This is a genomic window from Aurantimonas sp. Leaf443, assembly GCF_001425575.1.
Lineage (GTDB): Bacteria > Pseudomonadota > Alphaproteobacteria > Rhizobiales > Rhizobiaceae > Leaf443.
Map to the genome: position 1 here is coordinate 135349 of NZ_LMRD01000007.1, position 17690 is coordinate 153038.

Genomic DNA, 17690 nt, shown 5'->3' on the forward strand with positions numbered 1-17690 from the left:
CGCCCGGCAGACGGAGGCAGGGCATGGCGAGCGGCGGTTTCGAGGCGTTCCTGGAAGCGCGGGCGGACGAGATCGAGACGGCGCTCGGGGCCGCGCTCGATCCCGCCTCGCCGCTCCTTTCGGGCACGCCCGAGCGGCTGCTTGCGGCGATGCGTTATGCGGCGCTCGGCGGCGGCAAGCGCCTTCGCCCGGTTCTGCTTGCCGAGGTCGCCGCGCTTCTGGGCGCCCCGCGGCAGGCCGCGCTCGGCCCTGCCCTCGCGCTCGAATGCATCCACTGCTACTCGCTCGTCCATGACGACCTGCCGGCCATGGACGACGACGACCTGCGCCGGGGCCGCCCGACCGTGCACCGCGCCTTCGACGAGGCGACGGCGATCCTGGCCGGCGACGCGCTCCTGACGCTCGCCTTCGGGCTCGTCGCGGCCGAGGCGACGCTCGCGGCGCAGGCGCGGGTGGCCCTCGTCGCCGCGCTCGCGCGGGCGGCGGGCGCGGCCGGCATGGTCGGCGGCCAGGCGCTGGATCTGGGCGCCGAGACGCTGACCTTGAGCGAATCGGAGATCGCCACGATGCAGGCGATGAAGACCGGCGCGCTCATCGCCCAGGCCTGCGAGGCCGGCGCCATCGTCGCGGGGGCGGATGCCGAGACGCGGGACCGGCTCGTGCGCTACGGCGAGATCGTGGGCCTTGCCTTCCAGCTCGCCGACGACCTCCTCGACGAGACCTCGGATGCCGCCACGCTCGGCAAGGCGGCCGGCAAGGATGCGGCGCGCGGCAAGAAGACGCTGCCCTCTCTCCACGGCCAGGACTGGACCCGCAGGCGGCTGGACGCGCTCGTCGCCGAGGCGGAGGCGCTGCTGGCGCCCTTCGGCGACCGGGCGCGCACGCTCGTCGAGCTCGCGCGCTTCGTGGCGATCCGCAGCCGCTGAGGCCGGGCTCAGCGGCCCTTGGCGTTCTTCATCACCACGCAGGCGCCGCCGGCGGCGCGCAGCCTGGAGCAGACGCCGTCGGCCTGCGCCCGGCTGTCCGCCCCCACCCGCACGGCGACGATGCGGCGCGGGCCGGAGATGGGGCGCACGCGCATGACGATCGGATCTGTGCCGGCGAGGACGCCCGGATACTGGTCCTGCAGGCGCCGGTACATCTTCAGCGCGATCGCCTCGTTCGGATGGCCCGCCACCTGCACGCCCCAGGGCCGCATGGGCGCGCTTTCGGGGATCGCGAAGACGGCGCGCGTCGCCATCACCGGCAGCTTGCGGCAGGCGGCGTCGAAATCGAGCTTGGCGTCGAGCGGACGCGTCTCCACCTCGCGGCCGCTCTCGCGGAACCAGTCCGCCTCGCGCGCGGTGATCGAGAGCACGTAGTTCTGCGTCTCGTAGGGAAGGCTTCCGCCGCTCGCCTTCCAGCGCTTCACGCGGTTGATGCCGCCATTGTAGGCGGCGGCCGCCAGACCCCAATTGCCGAGTTCGGCCTTGAGGTCGCGCAGGTAGAGCGCGGAATGGCGGATCGCCTGTTCCTTGTCGAACGGGTCGGCGAGGCCGCGCTCGCGGGCGGTGTAGGGCATGAACTGCGCGATGCCCTGCGCGCCGACCGGCGAGAGCGCCCCTTCGTCGAAGCGGCTTTCCTTCCAGATCAGCCGCGCGAAGAAGTCCGGCGACATGCCCGTCTCGCCCGCCCGCGCCTCGATGAGGTCGCAGATCGCTCCGACGCGCGCGTCGGCCGTGGCGGGCGCGGCGCGGGCGGCCGAGACGGGCGCGGCGAGGACGAAGCCGAGCGCGAGCGCCGCGAAACGCTGGACGAGCCTGTCTCCCATCGCGCCCTATTCGGCCGCCGCGCGGCTGCCGTAGCGCCGCTCGATATAGTCGGCCACCATCACCTGGAAGTCGGCCGCGATATTGGGCCCGCGCAGCGTGGCGGCCTTGGCGCCGTCGATGAAGACGGGGGCGGAGGGCGTCTCGCCCGTGCCCGGCAGCGAGATGCCGATATTGGCGTGCTTGGATTCGCCCGGCCCGTTGACGATGCAGCCCATGACCGCGACCGTCATGCCCTCGACGCCCGGATATTTCTCGCGCCAGACCGGCATGTTGACGCGGATGTCGTTCTGGATCGTCTCGGCGAGTTCCTGGAAGACGGTCGAGGTCGTGCGCCCGCAGCCGGGGCAGGCCGCCACGACCGGCAGGAACTGGCGGAAGCCCATCGTCTGCAGGAGCTCCTGCGCCACCTGCACCTCGCGCGTGCGGTCGCCGCCGGGCTCGGGCGTCAGCGAGACGCGGATCGTGTCGCCGATGCCCTCCTGCAGGAGGATGCCCATGGCCGCCGCGGAGGCGACGATGCCCTTGCTGCCCATGCCCGCTTCCGTGAGGCCGAGATGGAGCGCGTGGGGCGAGCGGCGCGAGAGGTCGCGATAGACGGCGATGAGGTCCTGGACGTTGGAGACCTTGGCCGAGAGGATGATCTTCTCGCGCGCAAGGCCCGTCTCCTCGGCGAGCTGCGCCGAGAGGAGCGCGGAGCGCACGATCGCCTCGCGCATCACCGCGCGGGCCGAGAGCGGGGCGGCCAGCGCGCTGTTCTTGTCCATCAGCCGGGTGAGAAGGTCCTGGTCGAGCGAGCCCCAGTTGACGCCGATGCGCACCGGCTTGCCCCAGCGGATCGCCGTCTCGACGATCTGGACGAACTGGCGGTCCTTCTTGTCCTTGAAGCCGACATTGCCGGGATTAATCCGGTACTTGGCGAGCGCCTCGGCGCAGGCCGGATGGTCGGCGAGGAGCTTGTGGCCGATATAGTGGAAGTCGCCGACGAGCGGCACGAAGAGGCCGAGCCGCTCCAGCCGCTCGCGCACGCGCGGCACGGCGGCGGCCGATTCGTCGCGGTCCACCGTGATGCGCACGATCTCCGACCCCGCCTTGGCGAGTTCGGCCACCTGCTTCACCGTGGCGTCGACATCGGCGGTGTCGGTGTTGGTCATCGACTGGACGACGACCGGCGCGCCGCCGCCCACGACCACGCCCGCCACGCGCACGCCGACGGTCGGGCGACGCTCGGCGGGATCGACCAGGACGGGTTCCGACGGGGGTTCGATCTGCATAGGGCTCAACTCTTCGGGCTCTTCGATCGTCACGCGAGGTGGCGCCTCGCTCTCGCCTTGTCAATCGAACGCGCCATCATGTCCAGCCTATGACGGCGGGCTCGCGCCTGCCTTGCTCGAACGTGACCCCGGGAGATCGCAGCAGCCATGGACGTCGGATACGCCCCCATCATCGTCGTGATCGTCTTCCTGCTCGTCGTGGCGGTCATGCCGGTCTGGCCCTGGTCGCGCGGCTGGGGCTCGCGGCCGGTGCTCGCGCTGGCGCTGATCTTCATGATGATCGCCGTCTTCGCCGTGATCGGCGGCTTCGGCGCGATCTGACGCCCCGTCCGGCGCGCCGCCGCGCGGGCCGTCAGGCGCGCCGGTCGGCGCCCGAGACGATGCCGGAAGCGGCCAGCACCAGGACGAGAAGCGCGGCGAGCCCGGCATAGACGATGGCGAAGCCCGTATGCTCGGCGATGAAGCCGATGAAGGACGGCGCGATGAGGATGCCGCTATAGCCGATCGAGGTCGCCATGGAGAGGCCGGTCCCGGCCTTCAGGCCTTCCACGTTGCCGGCCGCCGAGAAGGCGATGGGCACGATGTTGGAGAGGCCGATGCCCAGGAGCGCGAAACCGACGAGCGCGGCCGCGAGCCCCGGCGCGAAACCGATGACGAGTAGCCCGACGATGGCGATGGAAGCGCAGCCGCGCGCCGTGGCGACGGCGCCGAACCGGTCGCGGATGCCGTCCCCGGCAAAGCGCAGGATGGCCATGGCCGCCGAGAAGGCCGCGAAGGCGAGGCCCGATGCGGCGGTGCCGACGCCGAGCTCCTGGCGCAGATAGACCGCGCTCCAGTCGATCGCCGCCCCTTCCGGGATCATCGCGAAGAGCGCCACGACCCCGATGGCGAGCGCCTTGCCGACGGAGGCAAAACCGCCGACCCGAGCCCCATCGGTCCCGGACTGCGCGGCGACGGGCGCCGGCTCAGGCTCGTCCGACAGGAGATGGCGCGCCACGAAGAGGAGCGTCGCCGCCACGACGAGGCCGGTGAGGAGGCCGTGCGCGCCGCCCCCGAGAAAGGCGATGATCGGACCGCCGAGCCCGGCGCCGAGGAGACCGCCGACGCTCCAGAAGCCGTGGCAGGAGGACATGATGGCCCGCTGCAGCCGCCGCTCCACCGACACGGCGTTGGCGTTCATGGCAACGTCGAGGCCGCCCGTCGTGATGCCCGCGAAGAGGACGGCGAGGATGGCGAGCGGGACGTTCGGCGCGAGCGCCAGGAGCGGCAGGGCCGGCACCATCGCCGCGTGCAGCCAGATCGTCGGCCGCTTCGAGCCGATGCGCGAGATGACGCGGCCGACGAGCGGCATGGCGAGGATGGCGCCGAGGCCGAAGGCGAGGATCATCAGGCCGAGCTGCGCCTTCGAGAGATCGAGCCGCGCGGCGAAGAGCGGGATCTGCGGGGCCCAGCCGCCGATGACGAAACCGTTGGCGAGGAAGGCCAGCGACACGGCGAGGCGTTCCCGCGGCCAGGCGGCCGCGCGGGCGGAAGAGGCCGATGAGGGGGCGGCAAGGGTCACGGGACGCGTCTTTCGGCTGGAATGGCGGCCGGCTGGAATGGCGGGCGGCTGGAATGGCGGGCGGTTGGAATGGCGGGTCGGGGTCCGGGCGGCCGCGTCAGGCGGGCGTCGGGGCGCGGGCGCGGCGGAGCGAGACGGGGATGGGCGCGGGATCGCACGGATCGGCGCGGAGGACGTCGATGCCGGCGGCCTTCAACGCGTCGACGAGCGCGGCCGGGCAATCGGCCTCGAGCGCGACGCGCGACAGGCGCGATGCCGGCAGCACGCAATAGGCGGCCGCGGTGCCGATCTTGTCGTTGGTGGCGGCGGCGAGGATGCGGCGGGCGCGGGTCGCCACGGCGGCCTTGAACTCGGCCTCCTCCAGGAGATGGGCGGTGAGGCCCGCGCCCGCATCCAGCCCGCAGGCGCCGAGCACGGCATCGTCGAAACGGAAGCGTTCGAGATCGCGCAGCGCCGTGGCGCCGAGGCAGGCGCCGCAGCGCGGATCGACCCGCCCGCCGACGAGGACGATCTCGAACCCGCCGCGCGACAGGAGAAGGGCGGCGATGTCCGGCGCATTGGTGACGACGGTGAGGCCGGCATCGGCCGGCAGGGCGGCGGCGAGGCACAGATTGGTGGAGCCGGCATCGACGAAGAGGCTCGAACCCGGCAGAATCGTGCAGGCAAGCCTTTCGCCGAGACGCGCCTTGCGCGGCGCTTCCTCGCGCCGCCGCTCTTGCAGCGTGCCGCCGACGGGCGCGGCCGGAACGGCGCCGCCATAGACCCGCCGGCACAGGCCTTCGGCCGCCATCTCCCTGAGATCGCGGCGGATCGTGTCTTCGGAGACGCCGAATTCGGCGGCGAGTGCACCGGCGCGCACCTGACCCTCGGCGCCGAGGCGCTCGGCGATGCGGGACTGGCGCTCGCGGGTCAGGAGAAGGCTCATGCGGAAGATCGCCGCCAAACGTGCAAGATCGTGCAAGCTTTCTGACAGACGGCGACGCCCCCCGTCAACCCTCAGGCGGGGCGCTTCTTGAGATAGGCGAACCAGTAGGCGAAGCCGATCAGCGCGCCGCCGATCGTGTTGCCGATCGTCACGAAGAGGAGGTTCTTCAGGAAGCCGAAGAAGGTCAGCGCCGGGAAGGCGTCGGCATTGGTCTGGATGCCGGCCCAGAATTCGGGGGCCGCGAACCATTTCACCATCAGCGCCATCGGGACGAGCGACATGTTGGCGACGGAATGTTCGAGCCCGGCGGCGACGAAAGCGGCGATGGGGCCGGCCAGCGCCAGGATCTTGCCGGGCACCGAGCGCGCGGCCTGCGTGACCCAGACGGCGAGGCAGACGAGCATGTTGGCGAGGATGCCGGCCGAGATCAGCGCGACGACGCCCTTCTCCACCTTGCCCTCGGCCGCCTTGAGGAGCGACAGGCCGACGGCGCCCTCGCCCGGCAGATGGCCGCCGGCCAGGATGAAGAGAATCGCGACGAAGAGCGCGCCGAGGAGGTTGCCGGCATAGACGACGCCCCAGAAGCGCCACATCGTCGCCGAGTCCAGCGTCTCGCGGATGCGGTTGATGACGAGCATCGTGTCGCCGGTGAAGAGTTCGGCGCCCGCCACGATGACGAGGACGAGGCCGACCGAGAAGCCGAGACCCGCGGCGAGATGCTGGGGGCCGGAGAAGCCCGTCTCTCCGGCGCTGACGACCGCATAGAGGATCGACCCGAAGGCGATATAGGCACCGGCCAGAAGCGCCAGCAGGAAGACGTCCTCGGTCGGCTTCTTCACCTTGGCGGTGAGATAGTCGAGCGCGATCTTCGCGGCCTCCGGCGGGCTCGCATCCTGTACGGCGACCGTCGCCTCCTTCGCCTTGTCCTCGCTCATGCGCCGCGGTCTCCTTCGGCCGGCAGAACGCGGCCAGGCGGCGCGACAGGGGCCGCGCCATGCGGCTAGATGGCGCCGGGACGAAGCGCGGGAAGAGCGGGGCGGGGTCCGGTCGGCAACGGTTCGAGCGGCCCCGCCCGGGCTTCAGGCGGCGTAGACGACGAGGAGGTCCTTGGCGTCGATCTGCGCGCCGGCCGCGACATGGACGGCCTCGATCGTGCCGTCCCGCTCGGCATGGAGCGCGGTCTCCATCTTCATCGCCTCGATGGAGAGGAGGATGTCGCCGGCCTTCACGCTCTGGCCGGCCGCCACGCCGAGCGTGGAGACGACGCCCGGCATCGGCGCGCCGACATGGGCGGGATTGCCGGGCTCGGCCTTCGGCCGCGCCGCGGAGCCCGCGCCCTTGCCCCGGTCCGGCACCTTGATGCGCCGGGGCTGGCCGTTCAGCTCGAAGAACACCGTGCGCATGCCGTTGTCGTCGGTCTCGCCGAAGCCGAGATTGCGCACGACGAGCGTCTTGCCGCGCTCCAGATCGACCAGCACCTCCTCCTCCTGCGCGATGCCGTAGAAATAGTTCGGCGTCGGCAGGGTGGAGACGGGACCGTAGAGATCCTGCGCCGCCACGAAGTCGAGGAAGACCTTCGGATACATGAGGAAGGAGGCGAATTCCTGGTCGCTCGCCTTGCGCTCCAGCTTGGCCTCCAGCTTCGCGCGCTCGGCGGAAAGATCGGCGGGCGGGATGAGCGAGCCGGGGCGCACCTCGATCGGCGCCTCGCCCTTCAGCACCTTGGCCTGCAGGTCCTTCGGCCAGCCGCCCTTGGGCTGCCCGAGATCGCCGCGCATCATCGAGACGACGGAATCGGGGAAGGCGAGATCCTTGGCCGGGTTCTCGACATCGGCGACGGTGAGATCCTGGCTCACCATCATCAGCGCCATGTCGCCGACGACCTTGGAGGACGGCGTCACCTTCACGATATCGCCGAACATATCGTTCACGTCGGCATAGGTCTGCGCCACCTGGTGCCAGCGCGCGTCGAGGCCGAGGGAGCGGGCCTGTTCCTTGAGATTGGTGAACTGGCCGCCCGGCATCTCGTGGAGATAGACTTCCGAGGCCGGCCCCTTCAGGTCGCTCTCGAAGGCGGCATACTGGTTGCGCACCGCCTCCCAGTAGAAGGACAGGCGCCGGATCGCCTCGGCCGAGAGGCCGGTGTCGCGCTCGGTGCCGCGCAGCGCCTCCACGATCGAGCCCATGCAGGGCTGCGAGGTGTTGCCGGAGAAGGCGTCCATCGCCGCGTCCACGGCATCGACGCCCGAATCGACGGCCGCCAGGACCGTGGCGGCGGAGATGCCCGACGTGTCATGCGTGTGGAAGTGGATGGGAATGCCGATCTCGTCCTTGAGCGCGCGCACGAGGACGCGCGCGGCCGCCGGCTTCAGGAGGCCCGCCATGTCCTTCAGGCCGAGGATATGGGCGCCGGCGGCCTCCATCTCCTTGGCGAGAGCGACATAGTATTTGAGGTCGTATTTCGGGCGCGCGGAGTCGAAGAGATCGCCGGTGTAGCAGATCGCTCCCTCGCACAGCTTGCCCGCCTCCAGCACCGCGTCCATCGAGACGCGCATGTTCTCCACCCAGTTCAGGCAGTCGAAGACGCGGAAGAGGTCGACGCCGCCCTTGGCGGCCTCGGCCACGAAATACGTCACGACATTGTCGGGATAGTTCGTGTAGCCGACGCCGTTGGAGCCGCGCAGCAGCATCTGCAGGAGGATGTTGGGCGCGCGCTCGCGCACCAGCGCGAGGCGCTCCCACGGGTCCTCGGTGAGGAAGCGCATGGAGACGTCGAAGGTCGCCCCGCCCCAGCATTCCAGGCTGAGGAGCTGCGGCAGCGCGCGCGCATAGGCGTCGGCGGCGGCCGCAATGTCGTGCGTGCGCATGCGCGTCGCCAGGAGGGACTGGTGCCCGTCGCGCATGGTCGTGTCGGTCATCAGCACGCCGCGCTGGGCGAGCATCCAGTCCGCGAAGCCCTTCGGCCCCAGCGCGTCGAGGCGCTGGCGCGAGCCGTCCTGGATCGGCGCCTCGAAGAGCGGGGCGACGGGAGCGGCATGGTCGCGCGAGGGCTTGGGCCGGTTCTTCGTCTCGGGATGGCCGTTCACGGTGACGTCGGCGAGATAGGTCAGGATCTTCGTCGCGCGGTCGCGGCGCTTCACCTGCTGGAAGAGTTCCGGCGTCGTGTCGATGAACTTCGTCGTGTAGGAATTGTCGCGGAACTTCTCGTGGCCGATGATCGCCTCGAGGAAGGTGAGGTTCGTCGCCACGCCGCGGATGCGGAACTCGCGCAGCGCGCGGTCCATGCGCGCGATGGCCTCTTCGGGCGATGGCGCCCAGGCCGTGACCTTCTCCAGGAGCGGATCGTAGAAGCGCGTGATGACGGCGCCCGAATAGGCCGTGCCCCCGTCGAGGCGGATGCCGAAGCCGGTGGCGCCACGATAGGCGGTGATGCGGCCATAGTCTGGGATGAAGTTGTGCTCGGGATCCTCGGTGGTGATGCGGCACTGGAGGGCGTGGCCGTTCAGCCGGATCTCGCTCTGCGGCGGGACGCCTGATGCGGGCGTGCCGATCGCGTGGCCGTCGAGGATGTGGATCTGCGCCTTGACGATGTCGATGCCGGTGACGACCTCGGTCACCGTGTGCTCCACCTGGATGCGCGGATTCACCTCGATGAAGTAGAACTGGCCCGTGTCGGCATCCATCAGGAACTCGACCGTGCCGGCGCCGACATAGTTCGTCGCGTCGCAGATCGTGCGGGCATAGGCCGCCAGTTCGCGCCGCTTGGCGTCGTCGAGATAGGGCGCGGGCGCGCGCTCCACGACCTTCTGGTTGCGGCGCTGGATCGAGCAGTCGCGCTCGAAGAGATCGACGACGTTGCCCTGCGTGTCGCCCAGGATCTGCACCTCGACATGGCGGGCGCGCTGGACGAGCTTCTCCAGATAGACCTCGTCCTTGCCGAAGGCGGCCTTGGCCTCGCGCTTGCCCTCGGTCACCTCGCGTTCGAGGTCCTTCTCCTCGAAGATCGCGCGCATGCCGCGCCCGCCCCCGCCCCAGGAGGCCTTGAGCATCACGGGATAGCCGACCTCGAGCGCGAGGCGCTTCACCGCCTCCATGTCGTCCGGCAGCGGCTCGGTGGCGGGCACCACGGGCACGCCCATCTCGACGGCGAGGTTGCGCGCGGCCACCTTGTTGCCGAGGCGGCGCATCGTGTCGGCGCGCGGGCCGATGAAGGTGATGCCGGCCGCGTCGCAGGCATCCACGAATTCGGGACTTTCCGACAGGAGGCCGTAGCCGGGATGGATCGAGTCCGCCCCCGAGAGCTTGGCGACGCGGATCACCTCCTCGATCGACAGATAGCTCTCGATCGGCCCGAGATCGCGCGACAGATGCGGACCGCGGCCGACCTGATAGCTCTCGTCCGCCTTGAAGCGGTGCAGCGCGAGCTTGTCCTCCTCCGCCCAGATCGCGACCGTCTTCAGGCCGAGCTCGTTCGCGGCGCGGAAGACGCGGATCGCGATCTCCGACCGGTTCGCAACAAGGATCTTGCGGATAGCCAAACTCTTAAACTCCCCTCACCCTCCCGCACGCGCTGAAGGCGACCCGCGGACCTGCGGCATGATTGCGGCAGGACTGGACGCTTCGCAAGTGCGAAGGCAGCGAAGGGGATCGTAAGGGCTCGCCCCGATCCCGCGCGCCGTTGCGCGGCAAGCGCCGGACGCGAAAAAGGGCAGCGAGGGGGAGCTGCCCTTTTCCGTCTGCGCGCGATCGAGGGGGAGATCGCTTGGGGTGCCCGAATAATGGAGGTGCGAAGGAGAAGTTCCGCAAGGGGACGAAAAAGTCCCGTTTCCTCCAATCATTCGAAAAGGCCGTGGCCAAGAACCGCTCGCCCCGCCCTCGCAAGCGAGGCCCCTTTCGGGTTAGCGTTCGGCTTCGGATCCACGGCGGCCGGCCTGAGAGCGGCGGCGACACGCGGAGAATGGCGATGGACAAGGCCTTCATGACGTTCGGAAGCGGCGAGACGCAGGCTCGGGGCTGGCCGTGCCGCATCAAGGTGGCCGGGCAGTCGGAGGCGCGCAGGTTCCAGAAGGACTGGGCGCCGACCCATGTGATCTCCATCGTCTCGCCCGGCATGCCGTATCGGGGCCCTTCGGGCCTGGAGGCGGACCGCCATCTGATCCTCACCTTCGAGGACGACAAGGGGCCGCTGGAGCCGGGCGGCGTGCGGCTCGACGACGTGGAGGCGGCGCTGCGCTTGGCGGCTGGGCTTCCCGCCGAGGCCGCCCTCCTCGTCCACTCGCTGCAGGGCGTCAATCGCGGTCCGGCCGTCGCGCTCGGCCTTCTCGCCGCGCAGATCGGCCCCGTCGCGGCGGCCGCGGCCTTGACGCCCGCCTGCACCCAGGGCTGCAATCCCTCGCCCCGCGTGGTCGAACTGTTCGACACGGTGCTCGGCCAGGGCGGCGCGCTGACGGAGGCCTGCGCCAAGCGTTTCGGCGGCGGGCTGAAGACGCTGCGTCGCCGCGGCGCCCAGGAGGAGGAGCGCTTCGGCGGCGTCTTCGATCTCGGCTCCGGCGAGGACGAGCGGGCGCTCGCCGCCGAATAGACGGCGGCGCCCGGCAGGCCTCGCGTCCTCAGCGCAGCCCGCTCGCCATCATGGCGACGGGAAGCGTCGCGAGGACCTCGGACAGATCCAGGCGGCCCGCCGCCCCCTTGAGCGCGGCGCCGGTGAGCGCGTCGACGAAGTCCAGACCGGCGAGTTCCTCGGGAAGGATCAGCGCCGTGCCCGCCCAGCGCTCGGGCGCGATGGCGATGTCCTCGGCGCCGTCGAGAAGGGCGAGAGACAGGCGCGGCGCCACCACGATCGCCGCCCGGCCGTCCTCGTCGGTGCGCGCGAAGGCGACGACATGCTCGGCGAGCGGACCCTCGCAGGCGAGCGGCAGATAGGCGCCGTGCGTGAAGAGCGCCGGCGCCCGGCCGCGCAGGGCGAGGCCCGCAACCGTGAGCCGGGCCTTGATGCGCCCCGAGCGCCAGTCGGACAGAAGCTTCGGCCAGTCCGCCTTGCCGGCCGCGATATCTGCGAGGGCCGCGAAGTCCACGGTCCGGCGGTTGTCGGGATCGACGAGGCTGAAATCGTAGAATTCGGTGCCCTGGTAGATGTCCGGCACGCCGGGCGCGGCGAGCTTGATCGCGGTCTGCGACAGGGAGTTCAGCGCCCCGGCGGCCACGAAGGGCTGGGCCGTCGTCCAGAAGGTCTGCAGGAAATCGCCCGAGGCCTCCGCGTCGAGCGCGGCCGCGACGAAGTCGCGCAGCGCCGTCTCGTAGGGCTCGGAGGGCGAGGTCCAGCTCGTCCAGCGCTTGGCCTCGCGCACGGCCTTTTCCATGAAGGTCTGCAGGCGCTCGCCGATCGCCTTGGCGGCCGCCCCGTCGCGCGGATCGAAATCGGCCGGCAGGACGCCGAGGAGCGACTGGTAGAAGCCCCATTCGATCGCCGGGTCCGGCGAGGAGAGGCCGGGCTCGATCTCCTTGCGGAACGGGGCGAGCCGCGCCGCGAAGTCCTCGACGAGCGCGCTCCAGCGCTCCGGCGCCTCGGAGATCGTGTAGAGACGCGCGCGGGCGTCCTCCGAGCGCTTGGTGTCGTGCGTGGTGGAGGCGAGAAGCCCTTCGGGCTGGTCCTCGCAGCGGATGCGCATCGCCTCGTGGAAGGCCTCGGTATCGGCGCCGTAATGGTCGGGCTCGCCGCCGACTTCGTTGAGGGCGATCAGGCGGTTGTAGCGGTAGAAGACCGTGTCCTCCACGGCCTTCGCCATCACCGCGCCCGTCGTCTGCTGCAGGCGGCGCGTGAAGTTCAGGGCGCCCGCGATCTCCGGCCCGCTTTCGAAGTCGAGCTTCACCAGGCGGCCGATGAAGCGGATCGGCTCGTCGGCCTCCACCTCGCGGCTCGTGCAGGCGAGATCCACCGCGTCGTCGATGATCGCCACGTCCCGGCGCGGCACGCCCTCGACCGAGACATAGGTGCGGTAGACCGGCAGCGCGGCGGCCACTTCCACGATGGAGCGGCGGATCGTGTCGCGGCCGAGGTCGCGGGTGGACAGACCCTTCTCGGCCACAGCCATGGCCTCGTTGGTGAGATAGGCGAGTTCGCCGGCCAGATTATGCTGGAAGATCGTGCGCTTCTGGACGCGGATCATCGCGCGCAGGTCCTCGTCCTCGCCGAGGAAGTCGCGATAGGCCTGCGTCATCGCCTCCTCCCTGGAAGCGTCGACATAGAGGCCCGACAGGGCGGTGATGAACTCGTAGCCCGTCGTGCCCTCGATCTCCCAGGACTGGCGCAGCCGCTCGTCGCCGGTGAGGATCTTCTCCACATGGACGCTCGGCGAGCGGCGCACGGAGAGGAAGGCGGCCTTCAGCTGGTCGAGATAGCCCTTCGGGTCGGCGAGCCCGTCGACATGGTCGATGCGGATGCCGTCGAGGCGCCGTTCGCGGGCCAGGCGCAGGATCGTCTCGTGCGAGCGGGCGAAGACCCGGCGCAGCTCCTGGCGAACCCCGATGAGGTCGGCGATCTCGAAGAAGCGGCGATAGGTCAGCCGCTCGCGCGCCGTGCGCCACCAGGCGAGGCGCCAGGCCTGCGCCTCGTGCAGATCGTGCAGGAGCTGCCTGTCGGCGTTGATCGTCGTCACGGCCGCGCGGAACGGCGCGGTGAAGCTCTCGTCGGCCAGGTGCTCGTCGAAGCCGGCCCACAGTTCCTCCGTCTCGGAGGGCGAGGCGACGGCGAAGCGGCGCACCAGACGGTCGCGTTCGGGATGATCGATGAGGCTGAACACATGGCCGTAGGTGCGCGGATCGATGGGCAGGCCGTAGCCGGCCGCGTCGAAGCGCAGCTGCCGGTTCTCCTCGTCGAAGATCACCGACAGGTCGCCCGCCTCCAGAGCCTCGCCATAGGGCCGTCCGAGCACCGGCACGAGGATCTTGCCGGCCTCCCAGGAGATGTCGAAGATCTGCGCGTGCCGGCTGTCGGCGCCCCAGCGCAGCACGTCCTCCCACCAGTCGTTCTTCGGCGAGACGCCCATGTGGTTGGGCACGAAGTCGAGGATCAGCCCGAGATCGCGGCTCGACAGCGCGTCGCTCATCGCCGTGAACCCGTCCGCGCCGCCGAGATCGGCCTCGAAGGCGTTGTAGTCGGTCACGTCGTAGCCGTGGGTGGAGCCCGGCGAGGCGGAGAAGATGGGCGAGGCGTAGAGATGGCTGACGCCGAGGTCGGCGAGATAGGGGGCGAGGCCCTCGGCGGTAGCGAAGGTCGTGCCTTCGCGGAACTGCAGGCGGTAGGTCGCGACGAGGGGTCGGCTCATGCGGGGTTCGGCCTTTCGTGGCGCAGGGCGGCCGCGATGGCGGCAAAGCGGGGGTCGGTCGGCAGGTCGTCCAGCGTCACGGCGGAGCGCACGCGCCAGTTCGGATACTGGTCCGTGGTGCCCGGCAGGTTCGGCTGCGCCTCGGCGCCCACCATGTCCTCGAGCTGCACGGAGACGAGCATGGAGGGCGTGCGGGCGACGAAGCGGTGCACGGCCTCGGCGATGTCCTGCGGCATCTCGCCCGGCAGTTCGTCCTCGCCGGAGGCGAGCCGATCGTAGTGCTCGGGCAGGACGCTCGCCTCCTTCAGCGCGATGATGAGCGCCGTGCGGTCGCGCGCGCGCTCGGCGAGATCGCGCCGGGTGGCGGTCTCGTCCTGCGTCCCCGTCTCGGCGCGCAGCTTGACGTCGAGCCCCTTCCACCAGCCCGCGAGCGTGGCGAGGTCGTGGGTGGAGACGCAGGCGAGCGAGAGCGGCGGATAGGCCTCGGGCGGCAGGAAGGCCGGACCGTTGTGCCGCTCGAAATAGACGACGCGGTAGGAGAGGATGTTGGCCGTCTCCATCGCGTGGCGGAAGCCCGGCGGCACGGTGCCGAGATCCTCGCCGATGACGAGGCAGCTGTTGCGCCGCGAGGCGTCCGCCACCGCGCCGACCATGCCGGCGAGCGAATACCGGACATAGCCGCCGCCGGAGGATTTCGCCGTCTCCGGGATCCACCAGAGGCGGGCGAGCCCCATCGCATGGTCGATCCGGGCCGCGCCCGCATGGCGCGTCAGCGCGTCGAACGCGTCGCGCAGCGGCTTGTAGTCGCGCTCGGCCAGAACCTTGGGCGAGAGCGGGGCCAGGCCCCAGTCCTGGCCGGAGGAGTTGAACATGTCCGGCGGCGAGCCGACGCGGGCCGTACGCACGGTCAGCGACGGATCGGCCCAGGTCTCCGACCCGTCCGGCGAGACGCCGACGGCGAGATCGAGATAGAGGCCGATCGCCATGCCCGCCTCGCGGGCCCGCGTCTGCGCGGCGGCGAGCTGCCGGTCGGCCTCGAACTGCAGCCAGAGATGGAAGAGGATGCGCTCCTCGTTCTCGCGGGCGAAGGCGGAGACCTCGTCCCCCTGCCGGTCCTGCAGCCCTTCGGGCCAGGAATGCCAGCCGGCATGGCGCCCCTCGCCGACCTCGGCCTCCGAGATCGCCTCGAAGAGCGCGAAATCGGCCAGCGCCTCGCCGCCGTCCTTGCGGAAGGCGGCGAAGGCCTCCTCGCCGCCAAGGGACGCGCGCCGGGCCTCGAAGAGCCTGTCCAGAAGCGCCCGCTTCACCGCGCCGACGGCGCGGTAGTCGACGAGATCGCCCGAAAGCGCCGCGAAGAGCTCGGGCTTCTCCCGGCGCAGCGCCGCAATGGCCGCCTCGCCGCCGTCCAGAGCGTCGATGGCGAGATAGAGCGGATTCAGGAAGCGCCGGCTGGAGGGCGAATAGGGGCTGTAGCGGCCGGGATCGGCGAAGAACAGGGCGTGCAGGGGATTCACGCCGACGAAGGACGCGCCTTCCCGGGCGGCGACGGCGGCGAGATCGGCGAGGTCCCGGAAGTCGCCGAGGCCGAGATTGCGCTCGGAGCGCAGCGCGTAGAGCTGGCACGAGACGCCCCAGAAGCGCCGGCCCTCCAGACTGGGCGGAAGCGCGCAGGCCTGTGACCCCGCCCCTTCGCTCTCGTCGAAGCCGCCGCGCTCCCCGCCGTCGGGATCGACGCCGAGGACCGTGAGCAGCGCGCGCTTGGCCGCGTCGTCGATGACCTGCCGCTCTCCCATCTCGGAGATGAAGGCGATCTGGATACCGTGGCTTTCCGCCAGCGCGTCGAGGGCGTCGTCACTCACCGGCCATCACTCCGAGGGCTTTGCGTTGTTCGAGACGGAAGACCACCGCGGGCCCGGGCAGCGAGCCCGACGTCATGATGTCCTCCACGCCCGAGGGAATGGCATGGACGAGGATGCCGGCCGAGAGGTCCGCCGCCATCAGGCTGGTCGGCAGGGCCCAGGGCTCGTCGTCGAGATTGGCGAAGAGGTTGAGGACATGCCCGTCCTTGAGCACCCATTCGACGGCGAAGGCGCGCGAGTTGTCGGACACGTGGTAGCTGCCGCAATGGGCGGGAATGTCGGCGAGGAGCGGCACGATCGTCTCGAAGCGCTTGCGCAGGAGCTTGCGCGTCGCCATCAGGCGGCGTCGCGCCACCGGCGTCTCGGTGCGCTTCCAGTCGATCTTGGAGTCGCGGAAGGTCGATTCGGCGTTCGGGTCGGGAATGAGTTCGCGCGCCTCCTTGTCGTGGAAGGCGGAGAATTTCTTGAACTCGTCGCGCCGGCCGTTGCGCACCGCGTCGGCGAGTTCGCCCTCGAAGTCGGTGAAGAAGCAGAAGGGCCGCGTGTCGCCGAACTCCTCGCCCTGGAACATCAGCGGGATCTGCGGGGAAAGGAGGAGGATCGCCTGCAGGCATTCCACGGCGCGGCGCGAGGCGAGGTCGGTGAGGCGCTCGCCGAAGGCGCGGTTGCCGATCTGGTCGTGGTTCTGCAGGAAGTTGACGAAGGCGGTCGGCGGCAGATGGCCGGACGGATGGCCGACATCGCGGTCGCGGTGGTTCGAGAACTGGCCCTGGAAGACGAAGCCAGTCGCCAGGCAGCGCGCCATCTGCTCGACGCTGCGGCGGATATAGTCGCCGTAATAGCCCTCCTCCTCGTGCGTGGCGAGGACATGGGCGCAATGGTGGAAGTCGTCGTTCCACTCGCCGGAAACGAGAACCGGCTCGCCGGAGGCCTCGCGCTCGATGTGCCAGGTGATGTTGCGGTCGTCCTCGGTCGTCAGGTGGACGTGCCGGTCCGGAAAGGCGGCGCGCACGCGCTGGGCAAGTTCCTTCACCAGCGGCGGCTCGATCGTGTCCTTGATGGAATCGATTGCGTCGAGGCGCAGCCCGTCGATCCGGTATTCCTCCATCCAGTAGAGCGCGTTCTCGATCATGAAGTCGCGCACCGGCGCCTCGTCATAGGCGATGGCCGCGCCCCAGGGCGTGTGGATCTCGGGGTGGAAGAATTCCAGGGCGTAGGAGCCGATATAGTTCCCGTCGGGTCCGAAGTGGTTGTAGACGACGTCGAGGAAGACCATCAGCCCGCGTTCGTGGGCCGCGTCCACGAAGCGCTTCAGCCCTTCCGCCCCGCCATAGACGGCATGCGGGCAGTAGAGGAGAACGCCGTCGTAGCCCCAGCCGCGGCTGCCGCCGAACTCGGCCACGGGCAGGAGTTCGATCGCGGTCACGCCGATGTCGCGGAGATAGTCGAGCTTTCCGATCGCCGAATCGAACGTGCCCTCGGGCGTGAACGTGCCGACATGCATCTCGTAGAAGACGCATTCGACCCAGGGGCGCCCCTTCCAGTCGGCGGTGCGCCAGTCGTGGGCGCGCGGATCGACGAGCCGCGACAGGCCGTGCAGGTCGCCGAAGGTGGCCCGCGCCGCCGGATCGGGCACGACCATGCCGCCGTCGACGCGGAAGCCATAGCCCGACCCGACCGCGACCGCTCCGGTCTCGATCGACCACCAGCCGCCCTCGCCCTTCTCCATCGCCTCGAAGGCCGAGACCGCGCCGTCCTGGCCGCCGACAGCGAGTTCGACGGCCTTTGCGCTCGGCGCCCAGAGCCGGAACGTCGCCCCGGCCTCCGAAAGCCGGGCGCCCCAGGACGTGTCGAAGGAAAATCCGCGCTCCGTCATCATATCCATGCCCGTGCCCTATCCTTCCGAAGCCGCCCCGAAGGACCGGCCTGTACAACCGCC

General features: G+C 70.3%; 12 protein-coding genes. 3 read left to right on the forward strand and 9 right to left on the reverse strand.

Annotated features, from left to right (window positions below; all coding sequences use genetic code 11):
* Window positions 1-23: 23 nt before the first annotated feature.
* A complete protein-coding gene (locus ASG48_RS08945; RefSeq protein ID WP_055848366.1) occupies window positions 24-926 on the forward strand; it encodes a polyprenyl synthetase family protein in 903 nt (300 codons plus the stop codon).
* Between the two features lie 8 nt (window positions 927-934).
* On the opposite strand, the gene ASG48_RS08950 is transcribed toward ASG48_RS08945, so the two are convergent.
* Both ASG48_RS08950 and ispG read right to left on the reverse strand, forming a co-directional pair.
* Window positions 935-1810, reverse strand: coding sequence for a lytic transglycosylase domain-containing protein (locus tag ASG48_RS08950; RefSeq protein WP_055848368.1), 876 nt, complete (start codon window positions 1808-1810; stop codon window positions 935-937).
* 6 nt (window positions 1811-1816) lie between these two features.
* On the reverse strand, window positions 1817-3082 hold the full coding sequence (gene ispG, locus ASG48_RS08955; RefSeq protein WP_055848371.1) for a flavodoxin-dependent (E)-4-hydroxy-3-methylbut-2-enyl-diphosphate synthase: 1266 nt from the start codon (window positions 3080-3082) through the stop codon (window positions 1817-1819).
* A 147-nt stretch (window positions 3083-3229) separates the two neighbouring features.
* Here ispG and ASG48_RS17885 point away from each other — a divergent pair, with 147 nt between their 5' ends.
* Entirely contained in the window at window positions 3230-3403 is a 174-nt protein-coding gene (locus ASG48_RS17885; protein ID WP_082529367.1) for a DUF3309 family protein, read from the forward strand.
* Window positions 3404-3434: 31 nt separating this feature from the next.
* Here the strand turns inward: ASG48_RS17885 and ASG48_RS08960 are convergent, their stop codons facing one another.
* The 4 genes from ASG48_RS08960 to pyc form a co-directional block, all read right to left on the reverse strand.
* Window positions 3435-4643, reverse strand: a complete 1209-nt coding sequence (locus ASG48_RS08960; RefSeq protein WP_055848373.1) for an MFS transporter — start codon at window positions 4641-4643, stop codon at window positions 3435-3437.
* A gap of 97 nt (window positions 4644-4740) precedes the next feature.
* Complete coding sequence (locus tag ASG48_RS08965; RefSeq protein WP_055849628.1) at window positions 4741-5568, reverse strand: DeoR/GlpR family DNA-binding transcription regulator; 828 nt, start codon at window positions 5566-5568, stop codon at window positions 4741-4743.
* 71 nt (window positions 5569-5639) lie between these two features.
* Entirely contained in the window at window positions 5640-6503 is an 864-nt protein-coding gene (locus tag ASG48_RS08970; protein ID WP_055848376.1) for a formate/nitrite transporter family protein, read from the reverse strand.
* 144 nt (window positions 6504-6647) lie between these two features.
* On the reverse strand, window positions 6648-10106 hold the full coding sequence (pyc, locus tag ASG48_RS08975; RefSeq protein WP_055848379.1) for a pyruvate carboxylase: 3459 nt from the start codon (window positions 10104-10106) through the stop codon (window positions 6648-6650).
* Between the two features lie 440 nt (window positions 10107-10546).
* Here pyc and ASG48_RS08980 point away from each other — a divergent pair, with 440 nt between their 5' ends.
* On the forward strand, window positions 10547-11149 hold the full coding sequence (locus tag ASG48_RS08980) for a phosphatase (protein WP_156381535.1): 603 nt from the start codon (window positions 10547-10549) through the stop codon (window positions 11147-11149).
* Between the two features lie 28 nt (window positions 11150-11177).
* On the opposite strand, the gene treY is transcribed toward ASG48_RS08980, so the two are convergent.
* From treY to treZ, 3 genes are read right to left on the reverse strand one after another with little or no spacing between them, the layout of a single operon-like run.
* Entirely contained in the window at window positions 11178-13892 is a 2715-nt protein-coding gene (treY, locus tag ASG48_RS08985; RefSeq protein WP_055848386.1) for a malto-oligosyltrehalose synthase, read from the reverse strand.
* Complete coding sequence (malQ, locus tag ASG48_RS08990) at window positions 13889-15751, reverse strand: 4-alpha-glucanotransferase (protein WP_055848390.1); 1863 nt, start codon at window positions 15749-15751, stop codon at window positions 13889-13891. The genes treY and malQ overlap by 4 nt, the downstream gene beginning before the upstream one ends.
* A complete protein-coding gene (treZ, locus tag ASG48_RS08995; protein ID WP_244486843.1) occupies window positions 15744-17636 on the reverse strand; it encodes a malto-oligosyltrehalose trehalohydrolase in 1893 nt (630 codons plus the stop codon). Before treZ ends, malQ begins: the two co-directional genes overlap by 8 nt.
* Window positions 17637-17690: the final 54 nt, after the last annotated feature.

Excerpts from the sequence above, each read along its gene's own strand:
- ASG48_RS08945 (WP_055848366.1), top strand. The coding sequence starts at position 24 with ATGGCGAGCGGCGGTTTCGAGGCGTTCCTGGAAGCGCGGGCGGACGAG.
- ASG48_RS08950 (WP_055848368.1), bottom strand. The coding sequence starts at position 1,810 with ATGGGAGACAGGCTCGTCCAGCGTTTCGCGGCGCTCGCGCTCGGCTTC.
- ispG (WP_055848371.1), bottom strand. The coding sequence starts at position 3,082 with ATGCAGATCGAACCCCCGTCGGAACCCGTCCTGGTCGATCCCGCCGAG.
- ASG48_RS17885 (WP_082529367.1), top strand. The coding sequence starts at position 3,230 with ATGGACGTCGGATACGCCCCCATCATCGTCGTGATCGTCTTCCTGCTC.
- ASG48_RS08965 (WP_055849628.1), bottom strand. The coding sequence starts at position 5,568 with ATGAGCCTTCTCCTGACCCGCGAGCGCCAGTCCCGCATCGCCGAGCGC.
- ASG48_RS08970 (WP_055848376.1), bottom strand. The coding sequence starts at position 6,503 with ATGAGCGAGGACAAGGCGAAGGAGGCGACGGTCGCCGTACAGGATGCG.
- ASG48_RS08980 (WP_156381535.1), top strand. The coding sequence starts at position 10,547 with ATGACGTTCGGAAGCGGCGAGACGCAGGCTCGGGGCTGGCCGTGCCGC.
- treY (WP_055848386.1), bottom strand. The coding sequence starts at position 13,892 with ATGAGCCGACCCCTCGTCGCGACCTACCGCCTGCAGTTCCGCGAAGGC.
- treZ (WP_244486843.1), bottom strand. The coding sequence starts at position 17,636 with ATGGATATGATGACGGAGCGCGGATTTTCCTTCGACACGTCCTGGGGC.